Origin of the sequence: Enterobacter sp. PP-008-ECC_S150 (assembly GCF_045257065.1) — a bacterium.
In the GTDB taxonomy this organism is placed as follows: Bacteria; Pseudomonadota; Gammaproteobacteria; order Enterobacterales; family Enterobacteriaceae; genus Enterobacter; species Enterobacter chengduensis.
In genome coordinates this window covers 37,177-58,494 of the sequence record NZ_JBJHHG010000026.1, presented here as the reverse complement: position 1 = coordinate 58,494, position 21,318 = coordinate 37,177, and the positions used below count along the sequence as shown (strand labels likewise).

The 21,318-nt window shown below is 57.4% G+C and carries 19 protein-coding genes and 1 pseudogene; 5 read left to right on the top strand and 15 right to left on the bottom strand.

Going from position 1 to position 21,318, the window contains the following annotated elements; translation table 11 throughout:
- Positions 1–271: 271 nt before the first annotated feature.
- A complete protein-coding gene (fusA, locus tag ACJBF3_RS22420; protein WP_045326508.1) occupies positions 272–2,374 on the bottom strand; it encodes an elongation factor G in 2,103 nt (700 codons plus the stop codon).
- A gap of 160 nt (positions 2,375–2,534) precedes the next feature.
- Between fusA and ACJBF3_RS22415 the strand changes: the two genes are divergently transcribed.
- A complete protein-coding gene (locus ACJBF3_RS22415; protein ID WP_045326510.1) occupies positions 2,535–2,834 on the top strand; it encodes a helix-turn-helix transcriptional regulator in 300 nt (99 codons plus the stop codon).
- On the opposite strand, the gene ACJBF3_RS22410 is transcribed toward ACJBF3_RS22415, so the two are convergent.
- From ACJBF3_RS22410 to ACJBF3_RS22355, 12 genes and pseudogenes are all read right to left on the bottom strand, one after another.
- Positions 2,827–3,468 (bottom strand): helix-turn-helix domain-containing protein, encoded by a 642-nt coding sequence (locus ACJBF3_RS22410; protein ID WP_045326512.1) that lies wholly within the window; start codon positions 3,466–3,468, stop codon positions 2,827–2,829. The two genes, ACJBF3_RS22415 and ACJBF3_RS22410, sit on opposite strands and share 8 nt — an antisense overlap.
- 168 nt (positions 3,469–3,636) lie before the next feature.
- Positions 3,637–4,638 (bottom strand): Kdo(2)-lipid IV(A) acyltransferase, encoded by a 1,002-nt coding sequence (locus ACJBF3_RS22405; protein WP_047723370.1) that lies wholly within the window; start codon positions 4,636–4,638, stop codon positions 3,637–3,639.
- Positions 4,639–4,828: 190 nt separating this feature from the next.
- Positions 4,829–5,059, bottom strand: a complete 231-nt coding sequence (gene pptA, locus ACJBF3_RS22400) for a tautomerase PptA (RefSeq protein WP_045326516.1) — start codon at positions 5,057–5,059, stop codon at positions 4,829–4,831.
- A 37-nt stretch (positions 5,060–5,096) separates the two neighbouring features.
- Positions 5,097–5,714, bottom strand: coding sequence for a glutathione S-transferase family protein (locus tag ACJBF3_RS22395; RefSeq protein WP_045326518.1), 618 nt, complete (start codon positions 5,712–5,714; stop codon positions 5,097–5,099).
- Between the two features lie 41 nt (positions 5,715–5,755).
- Positions 5,756–6,643 (bottom strand): ABC transporter substrate-binding protein, encoded by an 888-nt coding sequence (locus ACJBF3_RS22390; protein WP_045326519.1) that lies wholly within the window; start codon positions 6,641–6,643, stop codon positions 5,756–5,758.
- A 9-nt stretch (positions 6,644–6,652) separates the two neighbouring features.
- Entirely contained in the window at positions 6,653–7,426 is a 774-nt protein-coding gene (locus ACJBF3_RS22385) for an amino acid ABC transporter ATP-binding protein (protein ID WP_045326522.1), read from the bottom strand.
- Positions 7,410–8,336 (bottom strand): amino acid ABC transporter permease, encoded by a 927-nt coding sequence (locus tag ACJBF3_RS22380; protein WP_045326524.1) that lies wholly within the window; start codon positions 8,334–8,336, stop codon positions 7,410–7,412. Before ACJBF3_RS22380 ends, ACJBF3_RS22385 begins: the two co-directional genes overlap by 17 nt.
- 9 nt (positions 8,337–8,345) lie before the next feature.
- Positions 8,346–8,855, bottom strand: coding sequence for a GNAT family N-acetyltransferase (locus ACJBF3_RS22375; protein ID WP_045326525.1), 510 nt, complete (start codon positions 8,853–8,855; stop codon positions 8,346–8,348).
- A gap of 9 nt (positions 8,856–8,864) precedes the next feature.
- Positions 8,865–11,128: pseudogene (locus tag ACJBF3_RS22370) on the bottom strand (NtaA/DmoA family FMN-dependent monooxygenase).
- 16 nt (positions 11,129–11,144) lie between these two features.
- Positions 11,145–12,266 carry an amidohydrolase gene (locus ACJBF3_RS22365; protein ID WP_045326529.1) on the bottom strand — a complete coding sequence of 374 codons (1,122 nt, stop codon included), beginning with the start codon at positions 12,264–12,266 and terminating at the stop codon, positions 11,145–11,147.
- Entirely contained in the window at positions 12,263–13,264 is a 1,002-nt protein-coding gene (locus ACJBF3_RS22360) for an LLM class flavin-dependent oxidoreductase (RefSeq protein WP_045326532.1), read from the bottom strand. The genes ACJBF3_RS22365 and ACJBF3_RS22360 overlap by 4 nt, the downstream gene beginning before the upstream one ends.
- Before the next feature lie 110 nt (positions 13,265–13,374).
- Positions 13,375–13,914: a shikimate kinase gene (locus tag ACJBF3_RS22355; protein WP_045326534.1), complete on the bottom strand. Its 540-nt coding sequence runs from the start codon at positions 13,912–13,914 to the stop codon at positions 13,375–13,377.
- Between the two features lie 399 nt (positions 13,915–14,313).
- Between ACJBF3_RS22355 and ACJBF3_RS22350 the strand changes: the two genes are divergently transcribed.
- The gene (locus ACJBF3_RS22350) at positions 14,314–14,577 is read left to right on the top strand and encodes a hypothetical protein (protein WP_223239925.1); all 264 of its coding nucleotides are present in this window, start codon (positions 14,314–14,316) and stop codon (positions 14,575–14,577) included.
- Here ACJBF3_RS22350 and ACJBF3_RS22345 read toward each other — a convergent pair.
- Positions 14,574–14,972 carry a cupin domain-containing protein gene (locus ACJBF3_RS22345; protein ID WP_045326539.1) on the bottom strand — a complete coding sequence of 133 codons (399 nt, stop codon included), beginning with the start codon at positions 14,970–14,972 and terminating at the stop codon, positions 14,574–14,576. The genes ACJBF3_RS22350 and ACJBF3_RS22345 overlap by 4 nt on opposite strands.
- 108 nt (positions 14,973–15,080) lie before the next feature.
- On the opposite strand from ACJBF3_RS22345, the gene ACJBF3_RS22340 reads away from it, so the two are divergent.
- Positions 15,081–15,995: a LysR family transcriptional regulator gene (locus tag ACJBF3_RS22340; RefSeq protein WP_045326541.1), complete on the top strand. Its 915-nt coding sequence runs from the start codon at positions 15,081–15,083 to the stop codon at positions 15,993–15,995.
- Positions 15,996–16,299: 304 nt separating this feature from the next.
- Entirely contained in the window at positions 16,300–17,796 is a 1,497-nt protein-coding gene (ansP, locus tag ACJBF3_RS22335; RefSeq protein WP_045326542.1) for an L-asparagine permease, read from the top strand.
- Positions 17,797–17,890: 94 nt separating this feature from the next.
- Here the strand turns inward: ansP and ACJBF3_RS22330 are convergent, their stop codons facing one another.
- On the bottom strand, positions 17,891–18,952 hold the full coding sequence (locus ACJBF3_RS22330; RefSeq protein WP_045326544.1) for a YncE family protein: 1,062 nt from the start codon (positions 18,950–18,952) through the stop codon (positions 17,891–17,893).
- Positions 18,953–19,191: 239 nt separating this feature from the next.
- On the opposite strand from ACJBF3_RS22330, the gene pqqU reads away from it, so the two are divergent.
- Positions 19,192–21,306, top strand: a complete 2,115-nt coding sequence (gene pqqU / locus ACJBF3_RS22325; RefSeq protein WP_045326546.1) for a TonB-dependent receptor PqqU — start codon at positions 19,192–19,194, stop codon at positions 21,304–21,306.
- Positions 21,307–21,318 lie beyond the last annotated feature (12 nt).

The window sequence follows — 21,318 nt, the reverse complement described above, 5'->3', positions numbered from 1 at the left end:
ACTGGAGTCATGAAGACGCTCAAGTTCAGCTTTTTGTTGGTCAGTGATAAAGATTTTCATGGGGACAGCATGATCTCCTGTTGCTGAAAAATCAAGCGTCTTCAATGATCACGGGTATATATCGCGTTTGGCAAAAAACAAGATCACGTTGTGGCAGATTGCCTCATTCAGGAAAAAGGGAAATGGAAAATTCGATCCGCAACGCTAATTAAGTAAAAGGATGATATGCCAAAAAACACATGGTAGCCCAGAGGCTACCATGTGCAATTCATTAACTCTTCGCGCGCTTCGAAATAATCTCATCCGCAACATTCCGCGGGGCTTCCGCAAAATGGTGGAACTCCATCGTATACGTGGCGCGCCCCTGGGACATCGAGCGCAGCGTGGTGGCGTAGCCAAACATCTCGGCCAGCGGCACGTCAGCGCGGATAATCTGGCTGCCGTACTGCTCCTCCATTCCCTGCACCATGCCGCGACGAGAAGAGAGATCGCCCATGATGTTCCCGGCGTACTCTTCCGGCGTTTCCACCTCCACGTGCATGATCGGCTCAAGAATCACCGGATCTGCCCTGCGCGCGCCCTCTTTGAAGCCGAGGATTGCCGCCATGCGGAACGCCATCTCCGAGGAGTCGACGTCGTGGTACGAACCAAACGTCAGCGTTGCTTTAACGTCAACCACCGGATAGCCCGCCAGCACCCCGCTGTTCATCGCTTCCCGCAGCCCTTTCTCAACGGACGGAATATACTCGCGCGGCACCACGCCGCCCTTAGTGGCATCTTCAAATTTAAAACCACTTCCGGGCTCAAGCGGCTCCAGGCTCAGCACCACATGGCCGTACTGTCCTTTACCGCCGGACTGACGAACAAACTTGCCTTCGATATCCTTCACCGTTTTACGCAGGGTTTCTCGGTAGGTCACCTGCGGACGACCGATGTTCGCCTCCACGCCAAACTCACGCTTCATGCGGTCGACAATAATCTCCAGATGTAGCTCACCCATCCCGGAGATGATGGTCTGGCCAGACTCCTCGTCAGTATGCAGGCGGAACGACGGGTCTTCCGCCGCCAGGCGCTGCAGCGCGATGCCCATTTTCTCCTGATCGCCTTTCGTTTTCGGCTCGATTGCCAGCGAGATCACCGGGTCCGGGAACTCCATCCGTTCAAGCGTGATCACCGCGTTCGGGTCGGTGAGCGTGTCACCGGTGGTCACGTCTTTCAGACCGACGCAGGCCGCGATATCCCCGGCGCGCAGTTCATCCACCTCGTGACGATCGTTGGCATGCATCAGCACGATACGCCCGATACGCTCTTTCTTCCCTTTTACCGGGTTATACACCGCGTCGCCTTTGCGCAGCACGCCGGAGTAGACGCGGATAAAGGTTAGCTGCCCGACGTACGGGTCGCTCATCAGCTTGAACGCCAGGGCGGAGAACGGCTCATCATCGCTCGGGTGACGCTCCGCGTGCTGCCCTTTTTCATCCACACCGTCAATGGCCGGCACGTCCAGCGGCGACGGCATGAGCTCAATCACCGCATCCAGCATGCGCTGCACGCCCTTGTTTTTGAACGCGCTGCCGCACAGCATCGGCTGGATTTCGCCAGAAATGGTGCGAATACGCAGCCCTTTGATAATTTCCGCTTCCGTCAGGTCGCCGGTTTCCAGGTACTTATCCATCAGATCGTCGCTGGCTTCCGCCGCCGCAGAGACCATTTTTTCCCGCCATTCCCGGGCGGTGCTCACTAAATCATCCGGCACGGGCGCATAGGTAAACACCATGCCCTGAGTCGCGTCGTCCCACAAAATGGTGCGCATCTTGATCAGATCCACCACGCCGGTGAAGTGTTCTTCCGCGCCAACCGGGATGACAATCGGCACCGGGTTGGCCTTCAGGCGCTCCTGCATCATCCGCACCACGCGGAAGAAATCGGCACCCGGACGGTCCATTTTGTTGACGAAGGCTAGCCGCGGAACGTGGTATTTATTGGCCTGACGCCAGACGGTCTCCGACTGCGGCTGCACGCCGCCCACGGAGTCATATACCATTACGGCACCGTCGAGAACGCGCATGGAACGTTCAACCTCAATGGTGAAGTCCACGTGCCCCGGGGTGTCGATGATGTTGATCCGGTGCGGTTCAAACCCTCTGTCCATACCTGGCCAGAAGCAGCTCACCGCCGCGGAGGTAATCGTGATCCCGCGCTCTTGCTCCTGCGCCATCCAGTCAGTGGTTGCCGCGCCATCGTGTACTTCACCCAGCTTGTGGCTCATCCCGGTATAAAAAAGGATGCGCTCAGTGGTGGTGGTTTTACCGGCATCGATATGCGCGGAGATACCGATGTTGCGATAACGTTCGAGAGGGATGGGTCGGGGCATGATATTTCCTTAAGTCTTATGACTTGTCTGTGACGACCAGGATGGTCGTGCATTCGTTCGTTTGCTATAATAGTCCTATTGTACGAGTATTATCGAACTATTTTTTGAGTATTGACCTATTGTTGATATAGCTCAATCCGACGACATACGCAGAAAAACGATGATCCCAAACCACCCTGAAACTGAACAAATACTGCTGGAAAATGTGCTATTTGCACTCGGCAACCCGCTCCGGCTGTCGATCGTTCGCCGGCTCGCCGATGGCGAGGAACTGAGCTGCAACGCGCTGCGTCCGGAAGATGTGGTGAAGTCCACCATGACCCATCACTGGCGCGTACTGCGCGACAGCGGGGTCATCTGGCAGCGCCCGCAGGGACGCGAAAACATGATTTCATTGCGAAGAGACGATCTGGATGCCCGTTTTCCAGGGCTGATGGCGATCCTGCTGCAGGTTAAGTAATGTCCATTCCTTCCAGGCGATAGACAGGGATTTGCCGGGTTGTTTTGGTCAGCGTATCGAACACCTCGGCGTTGGAGGTCACAATCCGCATCCCTGTTTTACGTAACCTTTGCACATCCGCCGCGATGCGCTGAATGCCAAACCAGAAAAGCCCGTCGAGTGCCGTCACGGACAGCCCGCTTTCCAGAGCCAGCCTGAGGCGTTCCTTTGGCGCTTTTACCTGCTGGGCAATTTGCCTGTAAGGGACTTCATTACATCCCGTTGCGTCACTGCGCTGGATACGCGTTTTCAGCTGGTAGGTAAACTCGTCAGGTATTCCGGCCAGATCCTGTTTAAGGCTATAAACGCAGCCAAAGCGCTTGCCGTTAAACAGAACGTTTTTCTGGCTGAGCGGCAGCGCTTTTCTGACAACGTCAATCAGCTGCGGCGCACGGGTGAGGAGCAGCCTGAAGGGCAGCTCGAAGCTGGTGACATAATCCACATTAAGCAACGCGAGACGCAGCCGCTCCTCTGCGCCGGATTGTTGCTCACGACACTCCTCCATGACCTCTGCCCACTGGCGCGTCAGGCGCGCCGGTTCGGCGGCTTCGGTAAGGAGGTATTTTTCAATCTGATAATCAACTCTCGCGGTCATCGTGTGGTATCCCGTCGCTGTGGATGCGGCAATTCTATACAGCGCGGTGAGTTTTATAAAGCACTGAACCGCAGCGACATCCTGAAAATGTCGTTGCGATTCAGTATCCTTACGTTTCCGATCGGTGCGCCATCAGCCAGCCCATCAGCGGCGCGGCGAAACTGAGGTTTAGTGCTGTATGCCTGAGCGGTCAGATAAATCGCCGGCGGAGAGAATGTCATCCCGTGTTGCCGCCTGTTTCGGACGGGCATATCGGTCAGGTACGCCTTCAGGACGCGTTTTGAAGCGCCGGTGCAGCCACATATACTGTTCTGGCGCCATCCGTACCGCTTGCTCAATCGCCCTGTTCATCTGCGTCGCAACGGTTTCTTTATCTCCTCCCTGCAGCGCCTCGCTGATATCCTCCAGAATAATCAGCTCGTAGCCGGTGCCATCCGCCCTGCGGCGCGGCACAAAGGGGATCACGGCAGGCTTAGCGCTTTTGACCAGCATATAGCTTCCCGCGGTCGTGGCCGCATTTGGCACCGCAAAAAACGGCACAAAGACGCTATGGGTTTTGCCATAGTCATGGTCCGGGGCGTACCACAAAATCTCATTCTGCTTCAGCGAGCGGATCATGCCCTTTAAATCATGACGATCGAGCATGGTTTTATTGGAGCGCAGGCGCCCGCGCGTCTGCAGCCAGTCCAACAGCGCGTTATTGTTAGGACGATACACCCCAATGCCGGGGTTCAGCATGCCAAAGATCCGTGCGCCCAGCTCAAGGGTGAGAAAGTGCATACCAACGAGCACCACGCCATTGCCTTTCGCCCGCGCCTTTTCCATGTGCTCATAACCCGTCACGGTAAAGCATTTCCGCACCCGCCATGCAGGCCAGAACCATGCCATTCCGGTTTCGATCACTCCCATTCCTACCGATTCAAAATTACGCTGCAGCAACGCCTCACGCTCGTTGGCATCCATTTCGGGAAAGCACAGCTCGAGGTTGCGGCGGGCAATCGCGACGCGGCGGGGAAGCAGGCGCATCGCCAGCCGTCCAAGCCCGTGGCCGATACGGAACAGCAGCGGATAAGGCAGGAGCATAATCAGCCACAGCGCGGCAATGCCGACCCAGCTGAGCCAGTAACGCGGGTGAAGAAAGGCGGGTGAAAAACGGGGTAATTTTGTCATCAGAAAATTATCCTTTAACGTATCTGTCCTTAACTGATTCTGTTGAACATCTTTCCTAAAGAGGTATGAAATATAGCCATAAACGTAAAGTGTAGCGGATAAAATAAAATATTTTTTTATCGATTTTTGCGAAAAGCGGGAAAACAAGAAGGGAAAAACCGGGGAGAGGCGATCGCCCCGGCATACGCGCTTACATTGAATAGCCTGGTTTTTTAATTAACTCGTCCAGCTTCGGTCCTATTTCGGTGTCCCAGACCTGCGCCTTCCATTCCTCAGGATCCACCTGATTCAGCGCAACGGATATTGAGCTGTCTTTACTGTTGAGATGGCGAATAATGACCTCGGCAATATCCGCCGCCAGGGCCGTTTTTTGTTCGTCGTTCAAATCACGGGGAAAACATTTAATATCGACGTGTGGCATGTGCAGGCTTCCGTTTGTGAATAAGAGTTCAACGTTATCAGATAATACCGTTGGCCTTTAACACCTTGTGCAGTTCCGGCAGCTGGCAGACGGTGTCCGCAATAGCCGTAAACCTCGGCGTATGTGTCGCAAACCAGTCATGGCGCGGCCCCCAGGTGCGCGCTACCGCAATATATACATCCAGCAGCGTCAGCCTATCCCCCAGCGCAAACGGGGCCGCCCTGAGCTGACTTTCGAACCATAGATAGAGCGATTTCCGGTATTCGATGCAGTTTTTCTGCAGCTGTTCCGGCGCATCCGGCACCCAGCGTTCGGGATAGTCCGCATAGGTAAACGTGGGATAGACGTTGGCTACAAACCAGATCAGCAAACGCTGAAACTGCTGGCGTTCACCCTGCCCCACGGGCGGAGCGAGATCGGGACATCTGTCGAGCACCATCAGGGCGATTGCCGCCGTTTCGGTCATGATGGCGCCATTTTCCAGCTCCAGCGTGGGGACCTGACACAGTGGGTTAAGCTTTTGCAGCAGCTGACGCTGCGGACCGGGCTGGTCAAACCCGTCCACGTTGATGAATTGATAAGGGATATCGGCCAGGGTCAGCATCACTTCACCGATCGCCGAGCCCCAGCCGGGTACGCCATAGAGTTTAATCATGTTGCCCCCTGCGGGATGAAAACCCTAAGTGTAGAGCACCATTAGTAGGTTATCCCAGGCGGGTTGACCTCCGACTGTTCCACCCCTTCCCCCTGTTCACCCCAGCGCGCCAGCACCTTCTGGTACTCTCCGCGCTTAATCGCACCGTTAAGCGCGGCCTGCAGGGCGTAGACCAGCTCGTTGCCTTTTTTTGTGGTGGTCGCGACAAAGGCTTTTTTCGGCCCTAAGCCAACCACGCGGGTCGTGCCGGTGAGCGCCGCCTTGTAGGCTGAAACCGACTGAGGACCAAAGAACACGTCAGCCCTGCCGGACTGGATATAGAGATTGCCCGAAGCATCATCGTGAAGATATACAGGCAGCGCAGGTGCCCGCCCCGCCTTTTTGTTCTCTTCGTTCCAGCCCAGCAGGATGCGCTCCTGATTGGTCCCCGAGCCGACGATCACCTTTTTCCCGGCCAGATCTTCCGCGCTCGTGATTGACTGGATCTCGCTGGAGGATTTCACCGAAAACGCCAGCGAATCGACGCGGTAGGTCGCAAAATCAAACTTCTCTTTTCGCTGTTCGGTCACCGCAATGTTCACCAGCGCCACGTCGTAGCGCCCGGAGGCGATCCCCAGCGGCCAGTCTTCCCACGCCGTCGGCACCAGCTTTAGCTTCAGCCCCAGACTGCCCGCCAGCAGGCGGGCGATATCCGGGTCGCTGCCAATCCGCGTGCGGTTATCGCTGGCCAGCAGCGCCAGCGGCGGGGAGTTAAGCATCGAGATGGCGACCGTCAGCGTTCCGGGCTCAACAAATTTGTAACTGGCGGGGATCTTCGCCACGGCCTGGCGATCCACCGTCACCGGTAGCGGCTGCTCGTTGGCGTTGAGATCGATGCTGGCATGGCTCGCGGTGGTAAAAAGCAGTCCTGCCAGAAGTCCATATTTCATCTGCGCTCCTTACAGCACTTTTGACAGGAACTGGCGCGTTCGCGCGTGCGACGGACGGTTCAACACCGCGTCGCTGCTGCCCTGCTCCACGATTTTCCCGTCGACCATAAATACCACCTGATCCGCTACCTCCCGGGCAAAGCCGATCTCGTGAGTGACCACCACCAGCGTGGTGCCGGACCTGGCCAGTTTTTTGATGACGTCCAGCACTTCCCCCACCAGCTCCGGATCCAGCGCCGAGGTGGGTTCATCAAACAGCATCACGCGAGGACGCAGCGCCAGCGCGCGGGCTATGGCAATGCGCTGCTGCTGCCCACCGGAGAGATGGCGAGACCAGGCATCGGCTTTATCCCGCAGCCCGACCACATCCAGCAGGCTGTACGCCCTTTCGACCGCCTCTTTTTTGCTGAGCTTTTTATGCGCGATGGGCGCCTCAATCAGGTTTTCCAGCACCGTGAGGTGCGGAAAGAGATTGAAGTTCTGAAACACATAGCCCACGTTGACGCGCTGCTTGAGGATCTCTTTCTCCTTCAGCTCGAAGAGCCTGTCGCCCTGACGACGGTAGCCAATGTAATCCCCGTCGATCTGAATGAAGCCTTCGTCCACACGCTCCAGATGGTTGATAGTGCGCAGCAGCGTCGATTTGCCCGACCCGGACGGGCCGAGGATCACCGTCACGGATCCCGGCGGGATCTCAAGCGAAACGTTGTCGAGCGCCTTGTGTCGGCCAAAATACTTGCTGACGCCGGTTATTGAGATATGTCCTTCAGGAGAGGCTTGCATGGATAGGCTCCTGTGCTGGCGTGGTCGCGACAGAACGGGTGCGACGGGTGGCCCGGTTCTGATTAACGGCGGATCGGCGTTCGCTGCGGGCAAGCGCGCGTTCAACGCCATATTGAATAGCGGATAAGACGGTGGTGATGACCAGATACCAGGCCGCGCCCACCATCAGCAGCGGGATCACCTCCTGCGTGCGGTTGTAAATCATCTGGATGGTATAGAACAGCTCCGGCATCGCCAGGACGTACACCATCGCCGTGCCCTTGGCGAGGCTGATGATTTCATTGAAACCGGAAGGCAGTATGGTACGTAGCGCCTGCGGTAAAATGATGCGCACCGTGCGGCGCCAGGCCGGCAGGCCGAGCGCGGCGGCGGCCTCATACTGTCCGTGATCGACCCCGAGGAATCCGCCGCGAATGATTTCGGCGGTATAGGCGCTCTGCACCAGGGTGAGCCCCACCACGGCGGTAGAGAACTGCCCGAGCACGTTGATGGTTTCAAAGCGGCCCCAGGTGATGCCGGTGAACGGCACCCCGAGCGAGAGGGTGTCGTAGAGATAGGAGAAGTTGTAGAGGATAATCAGCACCACGATCAGCGGCAGCGACCGAAACAGCCAGATGTACGCCCACGCCAGGCTGCTCAGCAGCCAGGATGATGAGAGCCTCGCCAGGGCCAGCATGCCGCCAATCACCACGCTGAGCGCAGTACCGATCAGTGTCAGCAGCAGGGTCTGCCCAACACCTTCGAGGATCACCGGGTCAAAGAACCAGCGGGCAAACACCGCCCACTCCCAGCGCGGATTAAAGGCCACGGACTGAATCACGACAGCCAGGACAAACAGCGCCACCGCGGCGCCGACGGCCCGCAGCGGATAACGCGCCGGGACCACCTTAATGGTTTCAACGTTGCTCATCGTCGTTCCTCATGCGGTTTTACTGAACGCTTCGCGTACCAGCGTTTTAGTGAAGCGCAGCCGACCGTCAAACGGTGGCTGGCTGTACTCTTCCGGATCCCGATTGAGATCGAACTGCGGCTGATAGCCCTGGCTGAGATAGAGCCTGACCGCTTCCGGCTGGCGAAAACCGGTTGTCAGGTAGATGTGGCTATACCCTGCCAGCACCGCCCTGCGCTCCAGCTCCTGCACCACGCGTCCGGCAAGCCCCTGCTGACGCAGGGTTTTGTCCGTCCAGATACGTTTGATTTCCGCGGTGCGTTCGTCGAAAGGCTTGTACGCGCCGGTGGCGATAATTTTTCCGTCCCGCTCCAGGACGATAAACAGCCCCTGCGGCGCTAAATACCACTCGGTGAGTTCTACCTCAGCATCTTTGGAGAAGTAGTCCCCGTAACGGGCGGCATATTCACCGAACAGCCCCTCGATAATGGGCTGAAGTTCGGCATCTTCCGGTGAAACATCACGAAATCGTTCGCTCATCACGCCTCCTTAATCACCCAGGCCAGCCGGGTTCACTTCTGACTGAGGAATGCGCTCCACTCCTTCCCCCCAGCGGTTCAGCACTTTGTCGTAATCACCGTTTTTGATGACGCCGTTCAGCGCGGTTTGCACCGGCTCAACCAGGCCGCTGCCTTTTTTCAGCGTCACCGCAATGTGCGCCGCCTTCGGCCAGCCGCCGTCTACGCTGCCCACCAGCTTGGTTTTCCCGTTCAGCGCCGCTTTCCAGGCACCAATCACGTTCGGACCGAAGTAGGCATCCGCGCGTCCGGACTGCAGCGCCAGGGTTTGGGCCGCATCGTCTTTGGTGTAGATCGGGGTAAAGGGCTTCAGCCCCTTCTTCAGGTTCTCGGCGTTCCAGGCCAGCAGAATGGCCTCCTGGTTAGTGCCGGAGCCGACGATAATCCGCAGCCCGGCGATGTCCTCAGCCTTCTCAAGCGACTTGATCGGGCTGGTTGATTTCACGTAGAACCCGAGGGAATCTTTTCGGTAGGTGGCAAAGTCAAACTTCTCTTTACGCTCTTTGGTGACGGTGATGTTGCTGATGGCCGCATCGTATTTTCCGGACGCCACGCCCAGCGGCCAGTCTTCCCAGGAGGTGGGCACCACGTTCAGCTCCAGCCCGAGGCTGTCCGCCACCAGGCGTGCGACGTCCACTTCACTTCCCAGCAGCGTTTTGTTGTCGTCCGAGAAGACCGTCAGCGGCGGCGAGTTCAGCGCGGCCACCGCCACGGTAAATTTCCCCGGCACGGCAAAGCGATAATCCTTCGGTAACTGCGCGACCGCATCGCCGTTTTTGGCGGTGTTGATCGGCGTTTTATTGGCCTCGATGCTCACGCCGGTGCCGTTAATATTCACATTCGCTGCCCAGACGGCAGGGGTAATGGCCAGCGCAAGCGCCAGAATAAGCGATGATTTCTGCATAGCGGTGTTCTCTTTTATTGTTGTGTGTACTGGTTTTTCGGTTGGTCTAAGCCAAGGCTTTCGCGCAGCGTGGTGCCCGGATAGTCGGTACGGAACAGGCCGCGGGCCTGAAGAATGGGTACCACCTGGTCAACAAAGCGCGGGAAGGTGTCCGGCGTACCGCCCTGAATGATGAAGCCGTCTGCGGCATAGCCTTCAAACCAGGCCTGCAGGCCGTCCGCGACCTCTTCCGGCGTACCGGAAAAGCGCGGGCGCGGCGAAGCGGCTTCCAGCGCCACCTGGCGCAGGGTTAAGCTGCGCTCGCGGGCGTTGCGTTTGATCTCATCGGTGGTGCTGCGGAAGCTGTTTTTGCCTAAGTCGCCGATATCGGGGAACGGCTCGTCGAGCGGATACTGGCTGAAATCGTGATGTTCAAAATAACGCCCAAGGTAGTTGAGAGCATCGTTAATCGACACCAGCGCCGCCGTGGTTTGATACTGGTTTTCCACGTCGTCGGCGTCTTTACCCACAATCACGCTGACGCCCTGAAAGATATGGAGATCCGACGCGCGGCGACCGTTTGTTTCCAGCTGCTGTTTTACGTCCCGGTAAAAGGCTTTTGCCTCGTCGAGCGTCTCGTGGTGGGTGAAAATGGCGTCGGCATGTTTCGCCGCCAGTTTTTTCCCGTCATCCGACGCGCCGGCCTGAAAGACAATCGGGCGACCCTGCGGCGTGCGGCCAATATTCAGCGGCCCGGCGACCTGGAAGAAATCACCGTGGTGGTTCAGCGCGTGCAGTTTGGCCGGGTCAAAAAACTGGCCGCTCTCCTTGTTGCGGATAAACGCGTCGCCTTCCCAGGAGTCCCACAGCCCTTTCACCACGTCGAGGTACTCATCCGCAATGCGGTAGCGCAGCGCGTGCTCCGGGTGTTTTTCGCGGGAAAAGTTCTTCGCCGATCCTTCCAGCGGAGATGTCACCACGTTCCAGCCCGCGCGTCCGTTGCTCAGGTGGTCCAGGCTGGCAAACTGGCGCGCCGTGGTGAAGGGCTCGCTGTAGGAGGTGGATAAGGTTCCCACCAGCCCCAGGCGCGAGGTGATGCTGGCCAGCGCGGACAGCACCGTTAGCGGCTCAAAGCGATTTAAAAAATGCGGGATCGATTTCTCGTTAATATAAAGACCGTCGGCCACGAACAGGAAATCGAGTTTGCCCTCTTCCGCCTTTAACGCCGTCGCTTTGACGAAATCAAAGTTGATGCTGGCATCGGCGACGGCCTCAGGGTGACGCCAGGCGGACATATTCCCGGATGCACCATGCAAAATGGTCCCCAGCCGCAGTTGACGATGTGCAGACATATTCACCTCTCCAGAATTAAACGTGTTGCAGGGCTTTTTCCGCAAGCTGTGCAAAATAGCGGGCAGCGGGCTCAATTAAGGCTTCATCCGGGTTGAAGGCCGGATGATGTAAACCATACGGGCTGTTGCTGCCGATGCTGACAAACGCCCCCGGGATCTGCTGGAGATAGACCGCAAAATCTTCCCCGCCCATGTGCAGCTCGGCGTGACGGGTTTCATACCCGGCTTCCCGGGCGACCGAGGTGGCGAAATCGGCCCAGCGCTCGTCATTTACCAGCGCGGTAGGCCCCGCATACCAGGTGATATCGATCTGCGCGCTAAAGGCGCTGGCAAACCCGGCTGCGATTTCGCCCACGCGGGCCTTCACGTTTTGCTGCACCTCCGTGCGATGGGTGCGCAGGGTGCCTTCCAGCTCGACGCTTTCCGGCAGCACGTTCCAGGTGTTACCGCCTGCAATACGCGTCACGCTCAGCACCACCGAATCCAGCGTATTGACGTTGCGGCTGGCGACGCTTTGCAGCGCCGTCACCAGCTGGCTCGCCAGCACGATGGCGTCGTTGCCTTCGTGCGGACGTGCGGCGTGCGCCCCTTTGCCGGTAATGCGGATCACAAAGCGGTCGACGTTGGCATAGAACGGCCCGCCGCGGGTGGCGAACTCGCCGACCGGCAGGCCGGGTTCGTTATGCATACCGAAGATGGCGCTAACGTCACGCAGGGCACCGGCCCGCACCATGCTCTTCGCGCCGCCAAAGTTCTCTTCGGCAGGCTGAAACAGGATCCGCACCCGACCATTAAGCGAGGCCTCCCGCTCTTTCAGCTTTAGCGCGGCGCCGAGGATCACGCTGGTGTGGATATCGTGTCCGCAGGCGTGCATCACGCCTGCACGCTGCGAGCTAAACGGCACGCCGCTGCGCTCCTCTATCGGCAGGGCATCAATATCGGCCCGCAGCGCAATCAGCCTTTCGCCCGTACCGATTTCCGCTACCAGTCCGGTAGACAGATCGTACGGCTGAGGGGTAATACCGGCATTGGTCAGCCACTGGCGCAGGCGTGTGGTGGTCTCTACTTCCTGACCGGAAAGCTCCGGGTTCTGGTGCAGCTCGCGGCGCCAGGCAATCAACTGTTCGCCAAAACTCATACCGTAACCTCCTTGTGAAGACGCGCCTCGGCAAGCAGACGCAGCGACGCGACGCGCGTTGCCCCCTCCGCTACCGGCGTGTCGATGATAAATTCGTCAATGCCCCACTGCTGATGCAGCGCGTTGAGCTGTCCCAGTACCGACTCTGCCGTACCCGCCAGCAGCGACTGGGCGCGGCGCGCAATGCGCACCGGCTCGCTCCCTGCCTGGCGCGCAAACGCGTAGGCCTGTTCTTCGCTGGCGACGGTTACGCGCTGGCCGTTTGCCAGCTCAACGCCCCACACTTCAACCTTCTGCGCGAGGGCTTCCGCTTCGGCCTGCGTCGGTGCGACAATCGCCTGTACCGCCACAATCACGTCCCGTTCGCTGCTCTTGCGCCAGGTTGATACCACCTCGCGCAGCAGGTCCGGGTCACCGTTCAGGTGCGCGGCAAAAACAAAGTGCCAGCCGAGCCTGGCGGCCAGCAGCGCGCTGTCGGTGCTCGCGCCCAGCAGAAAACGCTCTGCTGGCGAAGGCGGCAGCGGCGTGGCGCGGACGGCATCCTCAGTTGAGAGATGTTCAGGACCGATCCAGCGATCGAGCTGGGCCAGCTGTTCAGCGAAGCTGCCCTTTTCCTCTTGATTCAGCCCCTGCTGCAGCGCGCGGGTTGAGAGCGGCAGGCCGCCGGGGGCTTTCCCGACGCCGAGATCCACGCGACCGGGCGCCAGCGCGGCCAGCACGTTGAAATTCTCGGCGACTTTATAAGGGCTATAGTGCTGGAGCATCACGCCGCCGGATCCAACGCGAATCCGCGTGGTTTGCCCGAGGATCCAGGCAATCAGCAGCTCTGGTGAAGGGCTGGCAAGGTGTGGGGTGTTGTGGTGTTCGGCAATCCAGAAGCGATGATAGCCCAGATTTTCTGCCTGCTGCGCCAGCGTAAGGGTACGCGCCAGTGCATCGGCAGCCGTTTCGTTTTCAGCGATGGGGCTTTTATCCAGAATGCTGATTCGCCATGACATGTTGCGTTCTCGTTTGACTTAACATGTCGACATTATTAAAGGCGCATTTCACCACTGAGAAACAATTAATTTACATTTGGTTTGCCGGAAATCAGATATATAAAACCATGCTAAGAATAAGACTTTAAGGAGGCAATCAGCGTCTGCACCTGCTCGCGGCGGGTAATACGCACAAAGCGAATATGTCTGTATTGCGGGTTTTGCAGATCGGCTGCATAACGCGTGCGGTTGTTTCGCCAGGTCTTTATCGTCCAGATGATAATGGATCCTCTGCTAAAGAACGCGCGCCGGAAACTCTCCCTGTTCCCCGTATCCGGCCAGAGCTCGTGCTTATGCCAGGCGCGCTTAACTGCTCGGGTGACCGCCTGCCAGAGTGTACGGGCAAACCCGTAATCCACCCAGATCACCACATCTACATCGCGCCATTTGACAGGCCGCGTGCGGTTGTAGTTACCGTCCAGCACCCAGTCAGGCGACGCCTGTAGCGCCCGCTCCAGCTTTGCCTGAAACACATCGTCCGGCGTTCCCTGCCAGTTAGCTTGCCAGTAGAGTTTGTCCATCTCGATATAGGGAATGGCCAGTTCGGCTGCAATCTGCTTTGCCAGCGTGCTTTTCCCGCTTCCGCTGGTTCCGATGACGTTAATTTTCACCTTTGCCCCACTGTGTTAACGAAACTGACTAAATCATAGCGTTTTCATCCTGTTAACGAAACGCTATTTCGGCTCGGCAATTTTTACCGGGAGACGATCTCCCCCTTTCAATTTGGCTTATGTCATTTATTTGCAGCGCCGCCGAAAAACGGCCCTGAAAATATTTTCATTTTTATTACATTTAATAACGCGCAGGGATTAAAAATAATTAACGCCGGGTATTTCAGGCAGTCATCATTTCAGAGAGAATAAGCATCAAACAGTTATAAAAAATAATCACATTAATCTTACCGGCGCATTTACCGGACGTTTTTTTATTCTTGCACATCATCATGGAGTGACTCATGAGGCGTAACACTCCCGTTGCAGCAGGGCGAGACCAGGACGGGGTATATTTCCGTGCGAAATATACCCGCCCGGGACGAGATCGCGGCTAGTGAAAAACTGTATGAAAAAGTGCGTAATAACCCGTTGAAACATTACCGCTTTTATAAAGGATTACTGGTGCGGAGCGGACTATTTTCGTTTTTCTCGCTCTTTAAATGTCTCAGCACCGATAAACGAATCTACCTGGGTATTACGGCGACGGGATTACTCTCCTGCCTGACGGTGTATTTATTCCCGGATAAACTTGCACAGGCGATTGCCGTTTTTAGCGGTTAGCCGTTCGGGTACTGTTCGTCGGTGACTTTTTCCAGCCATGTTACCGGGCTGCCGTTAACGGATTCGGCGATGGCAATATGCGTCATCGCCGTTTGCGCGCTTGCGCCGTGCCAGTGTTTTACGCCGGGTGGGATCCAGGCGATATCGCCCTGATTCAATATTTCCGCCGTTTTGCCCCACTCCTGTAACCAGCCGCGACCCTGCGTCACAATCAACGTTTGGCCCAAGGGATGCGTATGCCATGCGGTGCGCGCGCCGGGCTCGAAGGTGACGGTTGCTCCGCCGACGCTGGCGGGTTCGCTTGCCTGAAATGGCGCATCTATGCGGACGGTGCCGGTAAACCAGGCTTCCGGCCCCTTTGCTGAAGGTAATGAACCGCTGCGGATAATTTTCATCTTATGCTCCTCTTTTACTGTTGCCTTAACAGTAGCGCAAAGCAGCCCGGCGCATTAGAGTACATAATCAGATAGAACACATGACTGAAATTCATAAAAAGAATCGCGATGCTAAAAGAAAACGTCAATGACCTGCTTTCATTTATGGTGGTTGCCCGCGAGCGCAGCTTTACGCGCGCGGCGGCGCAGCTGGGCGTTTCGCAGTCGGCGCTGAGCCATGCCATGCGCAAGCTTGAAGCGCGGCTGGACGTTCGCCTGTTAACCCGCACAACCCGCAGCGTTGTTCCCACTCAGGCAGGAGAGCAGCTCTTTACGCGCTTAAGCCCGCATTTGCTGGAGATCGAGCAGGCGCTTACGGCGCTTCGCAGCGCGGGCGACAAACCGGCAGGCGCGATTCGCCTCGTCGCCGGCGAGCATGCGATGGACGCCGTGCTCTGGCCGGTACTCAGGGCGTTTATGGCGCAGTATCCAGACATTAACGTTGAAGTGACGATCGACAACGGCCTGACGGACATCGTGGATGGCCGTTTTGACGCGGGCGTGCGCCTGGGTGAGCAGGTGGCGAAAGATATGATTGCGGTACGCATCGCGCCGGATATGCGCATGGCGGTGGTCGGATCCCCGGATTATCTTGCACGCTTTGGCGTGCCTCAGACGCCGGAACAGCTTGCCAACCACCGCTGCATCAACATGCGCCTGCCCACGCGCGGGGGATTGTATCACTGGGAATTTGAACGCGACGGGCGCGAGCTTCGCGTGCGGGTTGAGGGGCAGCTTACGCTGAACAACCTGTCGCAGCGCATCGACGCTGCGGAGAATGGCCTCGGCCTGGCATACGTGCCGGAGGCATCGATTCTGGAGGCGCAGAGTGAAGGACGGCTGGTTAGCGTCCTAAAACCGTGGTGCCCCACTTTCCAGGGATATCACCTCTATTATCCGAGCCGTCGGCAGCACACTACTGCGTTCAGGTTACTTCTCGATGCCCTGCAGCAGCAGAAATTTATACCATCTGGTAATAATTAAGGGAATCTGATGATTAAATCATCAGCCTCGCCATTGTTTTGTCTAAAAAATCATCACGATTCAGCGTGTTGTGATCCCCGTCTGCTCTGACCACACGATTTCCTTCGACGTGCATCACTTTCGGCACGGTTATATTTTGCGTCGCTTATGAATTGCAGGTAGGATGCCTCGCCATGTTTCGCCTTATCCATACGCAGAATGACTGGGAAGGCGACATGTGTTTGCGCAGAAGCAATCGTTTGTATTGCGCTCTGCCAGGCAGGACTATCACGATAATGGTTCAGACAGGCAAACAGGTAACTCAATGAAAACAAGCAATAAAAGCGCAGCCGATCATCATGCTGCTAAACGTCGCTGGTTGAACTCCCACGAAGAGGGCTACCACAAGGCGATGGGCAACCGTCAGGTTCAAATGATCGCCATCGGCGGCGCTATCGGAACGGGTCTGTTTTTAGGTGCGGGTGCACGCCTGCAGATGGCGGGCCCGGCTCTCGCCCTGGTCTATCTGGTGTGCGGGATCTTCTCTTTCTTCATTCTTCGTGCGCTGGGCGAACTGGTACTGCATCGCCCTTCCAGCGGCAGCTTCGTCTCTTACGCCCGTGAATTCCTCGGTGAAAAGGCCGCTTACGTGGCGGGCTGGATGTACTTCGTTAACTGGGCGATGACCGGTATCGTCGATATCACCGCCGTGGCGCTGTACATGCACTACTGGGGCGCGTTCGGTGACGTGCCGCAGTGGGTCTTTGCGCTTGGCGCGCTGGCGATTGTCGGCACCATGAACATGATTGGCGTGAAGTGGTTCGCGGAGATGGAGTTCTGGTTTGCGCTGGTAAAAGTGCTGGCCATCGTGGTGTTCCTGGTCGTGGGTACCGTCTTCCTCGGCAGCGGCAAGCCGCTGGACGGCAATGCCACCGGCTTCCATCTGATAACCGATAACGGCGGATTCTTCCCGCACGGCCTGCTGCCTGCGCTGGTGCTGGTACAGGGCGTCGTATTCGCCTTTGCCTCTATCGAGCTGGTGGGTACCGCCGCGGGTGAATGTAAAGATCCGCAGACCATGGTGCCAAAAGCCATCAACAGCGTGATCTGGCGTATCGGTCTGTTCTACGTCGGTTCCGTGGTGCTGCTGGTTCTGCTGCTGCCGTGGAACGCCTATCAGGCGGGCCAGAGTCCGTTTGTGACCTTCTTCTCTAAGCTGGGCGTGCCTTACGTTGGCAGCATCATGAACATCGTGGTCCTGACGGCGGCGCTCTCCAGCCTCAACTCCGGCCTTTACTCTACCGGTCGTATTCTGCGCTCGATGTCGATGGGCGGCTCTGCGCCGAAGTTCATGTCGAAGATGAGCAAGCAGCACGTACCGTACGCCGGTATTCTGGCCACGCTGGTGGTGTACGTCTTCGGGGTGTTCCTCAACTACCTCGTGCCGTCACAGGTGTTTGAAATCGTTCTGAACGTTGCCGCGCTCGGCATCATCGCTTCCTGGGCCTTCATCGTGGTTTGCCAGATGCGCCTGCGCAAAGCCATTAAAGAAGGCAAAGCCGCTGACGTCAGCTTTAAGCTGCCCGGCGCGCCGGTGACCTCCTGGCTCACCCTGCTCTTCCTGTTCAGCGTGCTGGTGCTGATGGCGTTCGACTACCCGAACGGTACTTACACCATCGCGACCATTCCGCTGCTGGCCGTACTGCTGATTGCCGGCTGGTTTGGCGTGCGTAAGCGCGTTCACGAAATCCACAGCACCGCGCCGGTTCATCCTGAAGATGAAAAACACGACGCGTCTTTGGTAGAAGAGACCTCGCGTTAATCAAAAAGGCCGGGTGGCGGCTTTGCCTCACCCGGCCTGCATCTCTTCATTTTTGTAGGCCCGGCAAGCGCAGCGCCACCGGGCAATTCCCACCTTACAGCGCAATACGAATCACGTCGTCAGGCTGAGTGGCTTCCTGCTGGCGGGTAGATTTTTGTTTCACCGTCACGTACAGCGTTTTGCCGTCGGCAGACAGCGCCAGGCTGTTCGGGTAGACCGGCGTATCGAACGTTTTGGTCACCTTGTACGTTTTCCCGTCGATCACGCTCACCTTACCGGCTTCACGGTGCGTCACGTAGGCTTCATTGCGGGCCGGGTTAAACAGGACCGCCAGTGATTCCGGCGCGGCGATTTTTTCGATCACGCTGCCGTCTTTCAGGCTCACTACCAGCACTTCCGGCTGTTTTGAATCGGTCAGGAACGCGCGCTGACCGGCAGCGTCGAGGCTCAGGTTCAGGTAGAAGTGCTCTTTTCCGTCATCCTGCACCTTTTTACGGGCGATAATTTTATTGCTGGCCGTATCAATCGTTACCAGCTCACCGTCCGCATTCGTGGTGTAGAGGCGTTTGGCATGCGCATCCAGCGCCAGGCCGGTGCTGTAGGTACCGGTGTGGGTAATGGTCTCTTTCAGCTTCAGCGTGGCGCCATCCACTACCCAGATCACGCTCTCTTTACCGACACCGGTGATGTAAATCGTGTTGCTCGCGTCATCCGCCACCAGCTGGCGCGGCTGCAGCGGCTTGACGGTGTCGCTGCGTTGATGACCATCCAGCACCAGTCGCCCTTTGACGTCGCCCGTTTTGGCATCAATAGCGGTTACCGCGCCGTTGATGGTATTACCGAACCACAGCGTTTGGGTCGCGTTGTTAAGGGTGGCGCCAAAGGGTTTGAGATCGCTATGAATGGCCTGCGTCACGTCCAGCGTGACCGGATCAAGACGGTAAACAATGCCGCCCTTGTCGGTTTTACGGCTTTGCGACGTCGCCACCCACAGCGCATTCTCCTGCTGGCTGACCGCCATTTCATACGCCCCTTTGCCCACCGCTTTACGCAGCACCTCTTCGGCGGCATGCGCCTGGAACGTTCCGGCAAGCAGTAAGGTGGCAGACAGCAGAGACAGACTCAGGCGCGGCGAGCGCAGATGACGTAAAAACATAACAATTCCTTTTCTGAAAAGAGGGTCTGGGCTGACATCACTTCCGGCAGACAACGTCATGGCATTGTCTTTTGATAGTGAGAATAGTAATCATTAATCAGTAGAAAGTGGAGTTTTTCTTTCCCTTCTCGCCTTTCATTAACGCAATGTGCGGTTATAGTTTTCAAAACATTTACAAAACCTTTAACATGTATGGACATGTTCCATTTGGTTCGTTTACATCACAACCGGTTTTATTCATGAAAATCATTTCTGCCCGTAAGGCTTCTCTCCCGCTGCTGCTGGTTCCCGTTATTTTCGCGCCGCTGGCCGCAATGAGCGCGGAGGAACAGACCATGATCGTCAGCGCTACGCCGCAAACCGTATCGGAACTGGATACCCCGGCCGCGGTCAGCGTCGTCAATGGCGATGACATGCGCCAGGCCGCGCCCCGCATCAATCTATCAGAATCACTTGGCAGCGTACCCGGGCTGCAAATTCAGAACCGTCAGAACTATGCCCAGGACCTCCAGCTTTCGATGCGTGGGTTTGGCGCCCGCTCAACCTTTGGCGTGCGCGGGATCCGTATGTATGTCGACGGCATCCCAGCCACCATGCCGGACGGACAGGGCCAGACCTCTAACATCGATCTCTCCAGCGTCGAGAGCGTTGAAGTGCTGCGCGGCCCCTTCTCTGCCCTTTACGGCAACGCCTCTGGCGGCGTGATTAACATTAATACCCAGACCGGGCAGCAGCCGCCGACCATTGAAGCCAGCAGCTATTACGGCAGCTACGGTACCTGGCGCTACGGCATGAAGGCCACCGGGGCGATGGGTGACGGCACCCACGCGGGCGATGTGGATTACACCGTTTCCACTACCCGCTTCACCACCACGGGCTACCGCGACCACAGCGGCGCGCGGAAGAATCTGGCCAATGCGAAGCTGGGCGTGCGTATTGATGACGTCAGCAAGCTGACGCTGATTTTCAACAGCGTGGACATGAAGGCCAACGATCCGGGCGGGCTGAGCTATCAGGAATGGCAGAATAACCCGCGCCAGTCTCCGCGCGGCGATCAGTACAACACCCGTAAAACCATCAAGCAGACCCAGGCCGGTTTGCGCTACGATCGCCAGCTCAGCACCCAGGACGACCTCAGCGTAATGATGTACGCCGGCGAGCGTGAAATGACGCAGTACCAGTCGATTCCGTATCAGCCGCAGCTGAAAGCCTCCCACTCCGGCGGGGTGATTGATATGCAGCGTCATTACCAGGGCATTGATACCCGCTGGACGCACCGTGGCGAACTGCTGGTGCCGGTGACCTTTACCACCGGTCTGAACTACGAAAACCTGAGCGAGGATCGCCGAGGCTACGAAAACTTCGTGATGAACAACGGCGTGCCGGACTACGGCGTGAAGGGTGATAAGCGCCGGGACGAACGCAACCTGATGTGGAACGTCGATCCTTACTTGCAAACGAGCTGGCAGCTGACGCAGAAACTCTCTGTTGATGCCGGTGTTCGCTACAGCTCGGTCTGGTTTGATTCCAACGACCACTACGTTACGCCGGGCAACGGTGATGACAGCGGTGACGCCAGCTACCACAAATGGCTCCCGGCGGGCTCCGTGAAGTATGCGGTGACGGACGCATGGAACCTCTATGCGGCCGCAGGACGTGGCTTTGAAACACCAACCATCAACGAACTCTCCTATCGCGCCGATAGCCAGGGCGGTCTGAACATTGGCCTGAAGCCGTCCACGAACAACACGTACGAAGTGGGCAGCAAAACCCGCATCGGCAATGGCCTGCTGACGGCTGCGCTGTTCCGTACCGATACGGATGATGAGATCGTGGTGGATGCCAGCGCGGGCGGACGTACCAGCTATAAAAACGCCGGTAAAACCCGTCGTCAGGGGGCAGAGCTCGCCCTCGACCAGCAGTTTGCCGAAAACTGGAAGCTGAAGCTGGCCTGGACATACCTCGACGCTACCTACCGCACCAACGTCTGTGGCGATGCAGACTGTAACGGTAACCGTATGCCGGGTATCGCTCGCAACATGGGTTACGCCTCGTTTGGCTGGCAGCCGGAGGAAGGCTGGTACGCGGGTTCTGACGTGCGATACATGAGCGACATCATGGCCGACGACGAGAACACGGCGAAAGCGCCGTCGTATACGGTGGTCGGGCTGAATACCGGGTATAAATTTAACTATGGCAACTGGGGCATGGACGTCTTTGGCCGCGTCGATAACCTGTTTGACAAAGAATATGTTGGCTCGGTAATTGTCAACGAATCCAATGGCCGTTATTACGAACCTGCACCAGGTCGTAACTACGGGGTCGGGCTGTCGGTCTCTTATCGCTTCGAGTAAGCTAAGAGAAGC

Bases quoted from the DNA above. Each gene is read 5' to 3' on its own strand.
- ACJBF3_RS22395 (WP_045326518.1), bottom strand. From the start codon at position 5,714: ATGATTAAACTCTATGGCGTACCCGGCTGGGGCTCGGCGATCGGTGAA.
- ACJBF3_RS22330 (WP_045326544.1), bottom strand. From the start codon at position 18,952: ATGTTTTTACGTCATCTGCGCTCGCCGCGCCTGAGTCTGTCTCTGCTG.
- ACJBF3_RS22415 (WP_045326510.1), top strand. From the start codon at position 2,535: ATGATCCCAAACCACCCTGAAACTGAACAAATACTGCTGGAAAATGTG.
- pqqU (WP_045326546.1), top strand. From the start codon at position 19,192: ATGAAAATCATTTCTGCCCGTAAGGCTTCTCTCCCGCTGCTGCTGGTT.
- ACJBF3_RS22410 (WP_045326512.1), bottom strand. From the start codon at position 3,468: ATGACCGCGAGAGTTGATTATCAGATTGAAAAATACCTCCTTACCGAA.
- ACJBF3_RS22365 (WP_045326529.1), bottom strand. From the start codon at position 12,266: ATGAGTTTTGGCGAACAGTTGATTGCCTGGCGCCGCGAGCTGCACCAG.
- ACJBF3_RS22345 (WP_045326539.1), bottom strand. From the start codon at position 14,972: ATGAAAATTATCCGCAGCGGTTCATTACCTTCAGCAAAGGGGCCGGAA.
- ACJBF3_RS22385 (WP_045326522.1), bottom strand. From the start codon at position 7,426: ATGCAAGCCTCTCCTGAAGGACATATCTCAATAACCGGCGTCAGCAAG.
- ACJBF3_RS22405 (WP_047723370.1), bottom strand. From the start codon at position 4,638: ATGACAAAATTACCCCGTTTTTCACCCGCCTTTCTTCACCCGCGTTAC.
- ACJBF3_RS22390 (WP_045326519.1), bottom strand. From the start codon at position 6,643: ATGAAATATGGACTTCTGGCAGGACTGCTTTTTACCACCGCGAGCCAT.
- pptA (WP_045326516.1), bottom strand. From the start codon at position 5,059: ATGCCACACGTCGATATTAAATGTTTTCCCCGTGATTTGAACGACGAA.
- fusA (WP_045326508.1), bottom strand. From the start codon at position 2,374: ATGCCCCGACCCATCCCTCTCGAACGTTATCGCAACATCGGTATCTCC.
- ACJBF3_RS22380 (WP_045326524.1), bottom strand. From the start codon at position 8,336: ATGAGCAACGTTGAAACCATTAAGGTGGTCCCGGCGCGTTATCCGCTG.
- ACJBF3_RS22360 (WP_045326532.1), bottom strand. From the start codon at position 13,264: ATGTCATGGCGAATCAGCATTCTGGATAAAAGCCCCATCGCTGAAAAC.
- ACJBF3_RS22375 (WP_045326525.1), bottom strand. From the start codon at position 8,855: ATGAGCGAACGATTTCGTGATGTTTCACCGGAAGATGCCGAACTTCAG.
- ansP (WP_045326542.1), top strand. From the start codon at position 16,300: ATGAAAACAAGCAATAAAAGCGCAGCCGATCATCATGCTGCTAAACGT.
- ACJBF3_RS22340 (WP_045326541.1), top strand. From the start codon at position 15,081: ATGCTAAAAGAAAACGTCAATGACCTGCTTTCATTTATGGTGGTTGCC.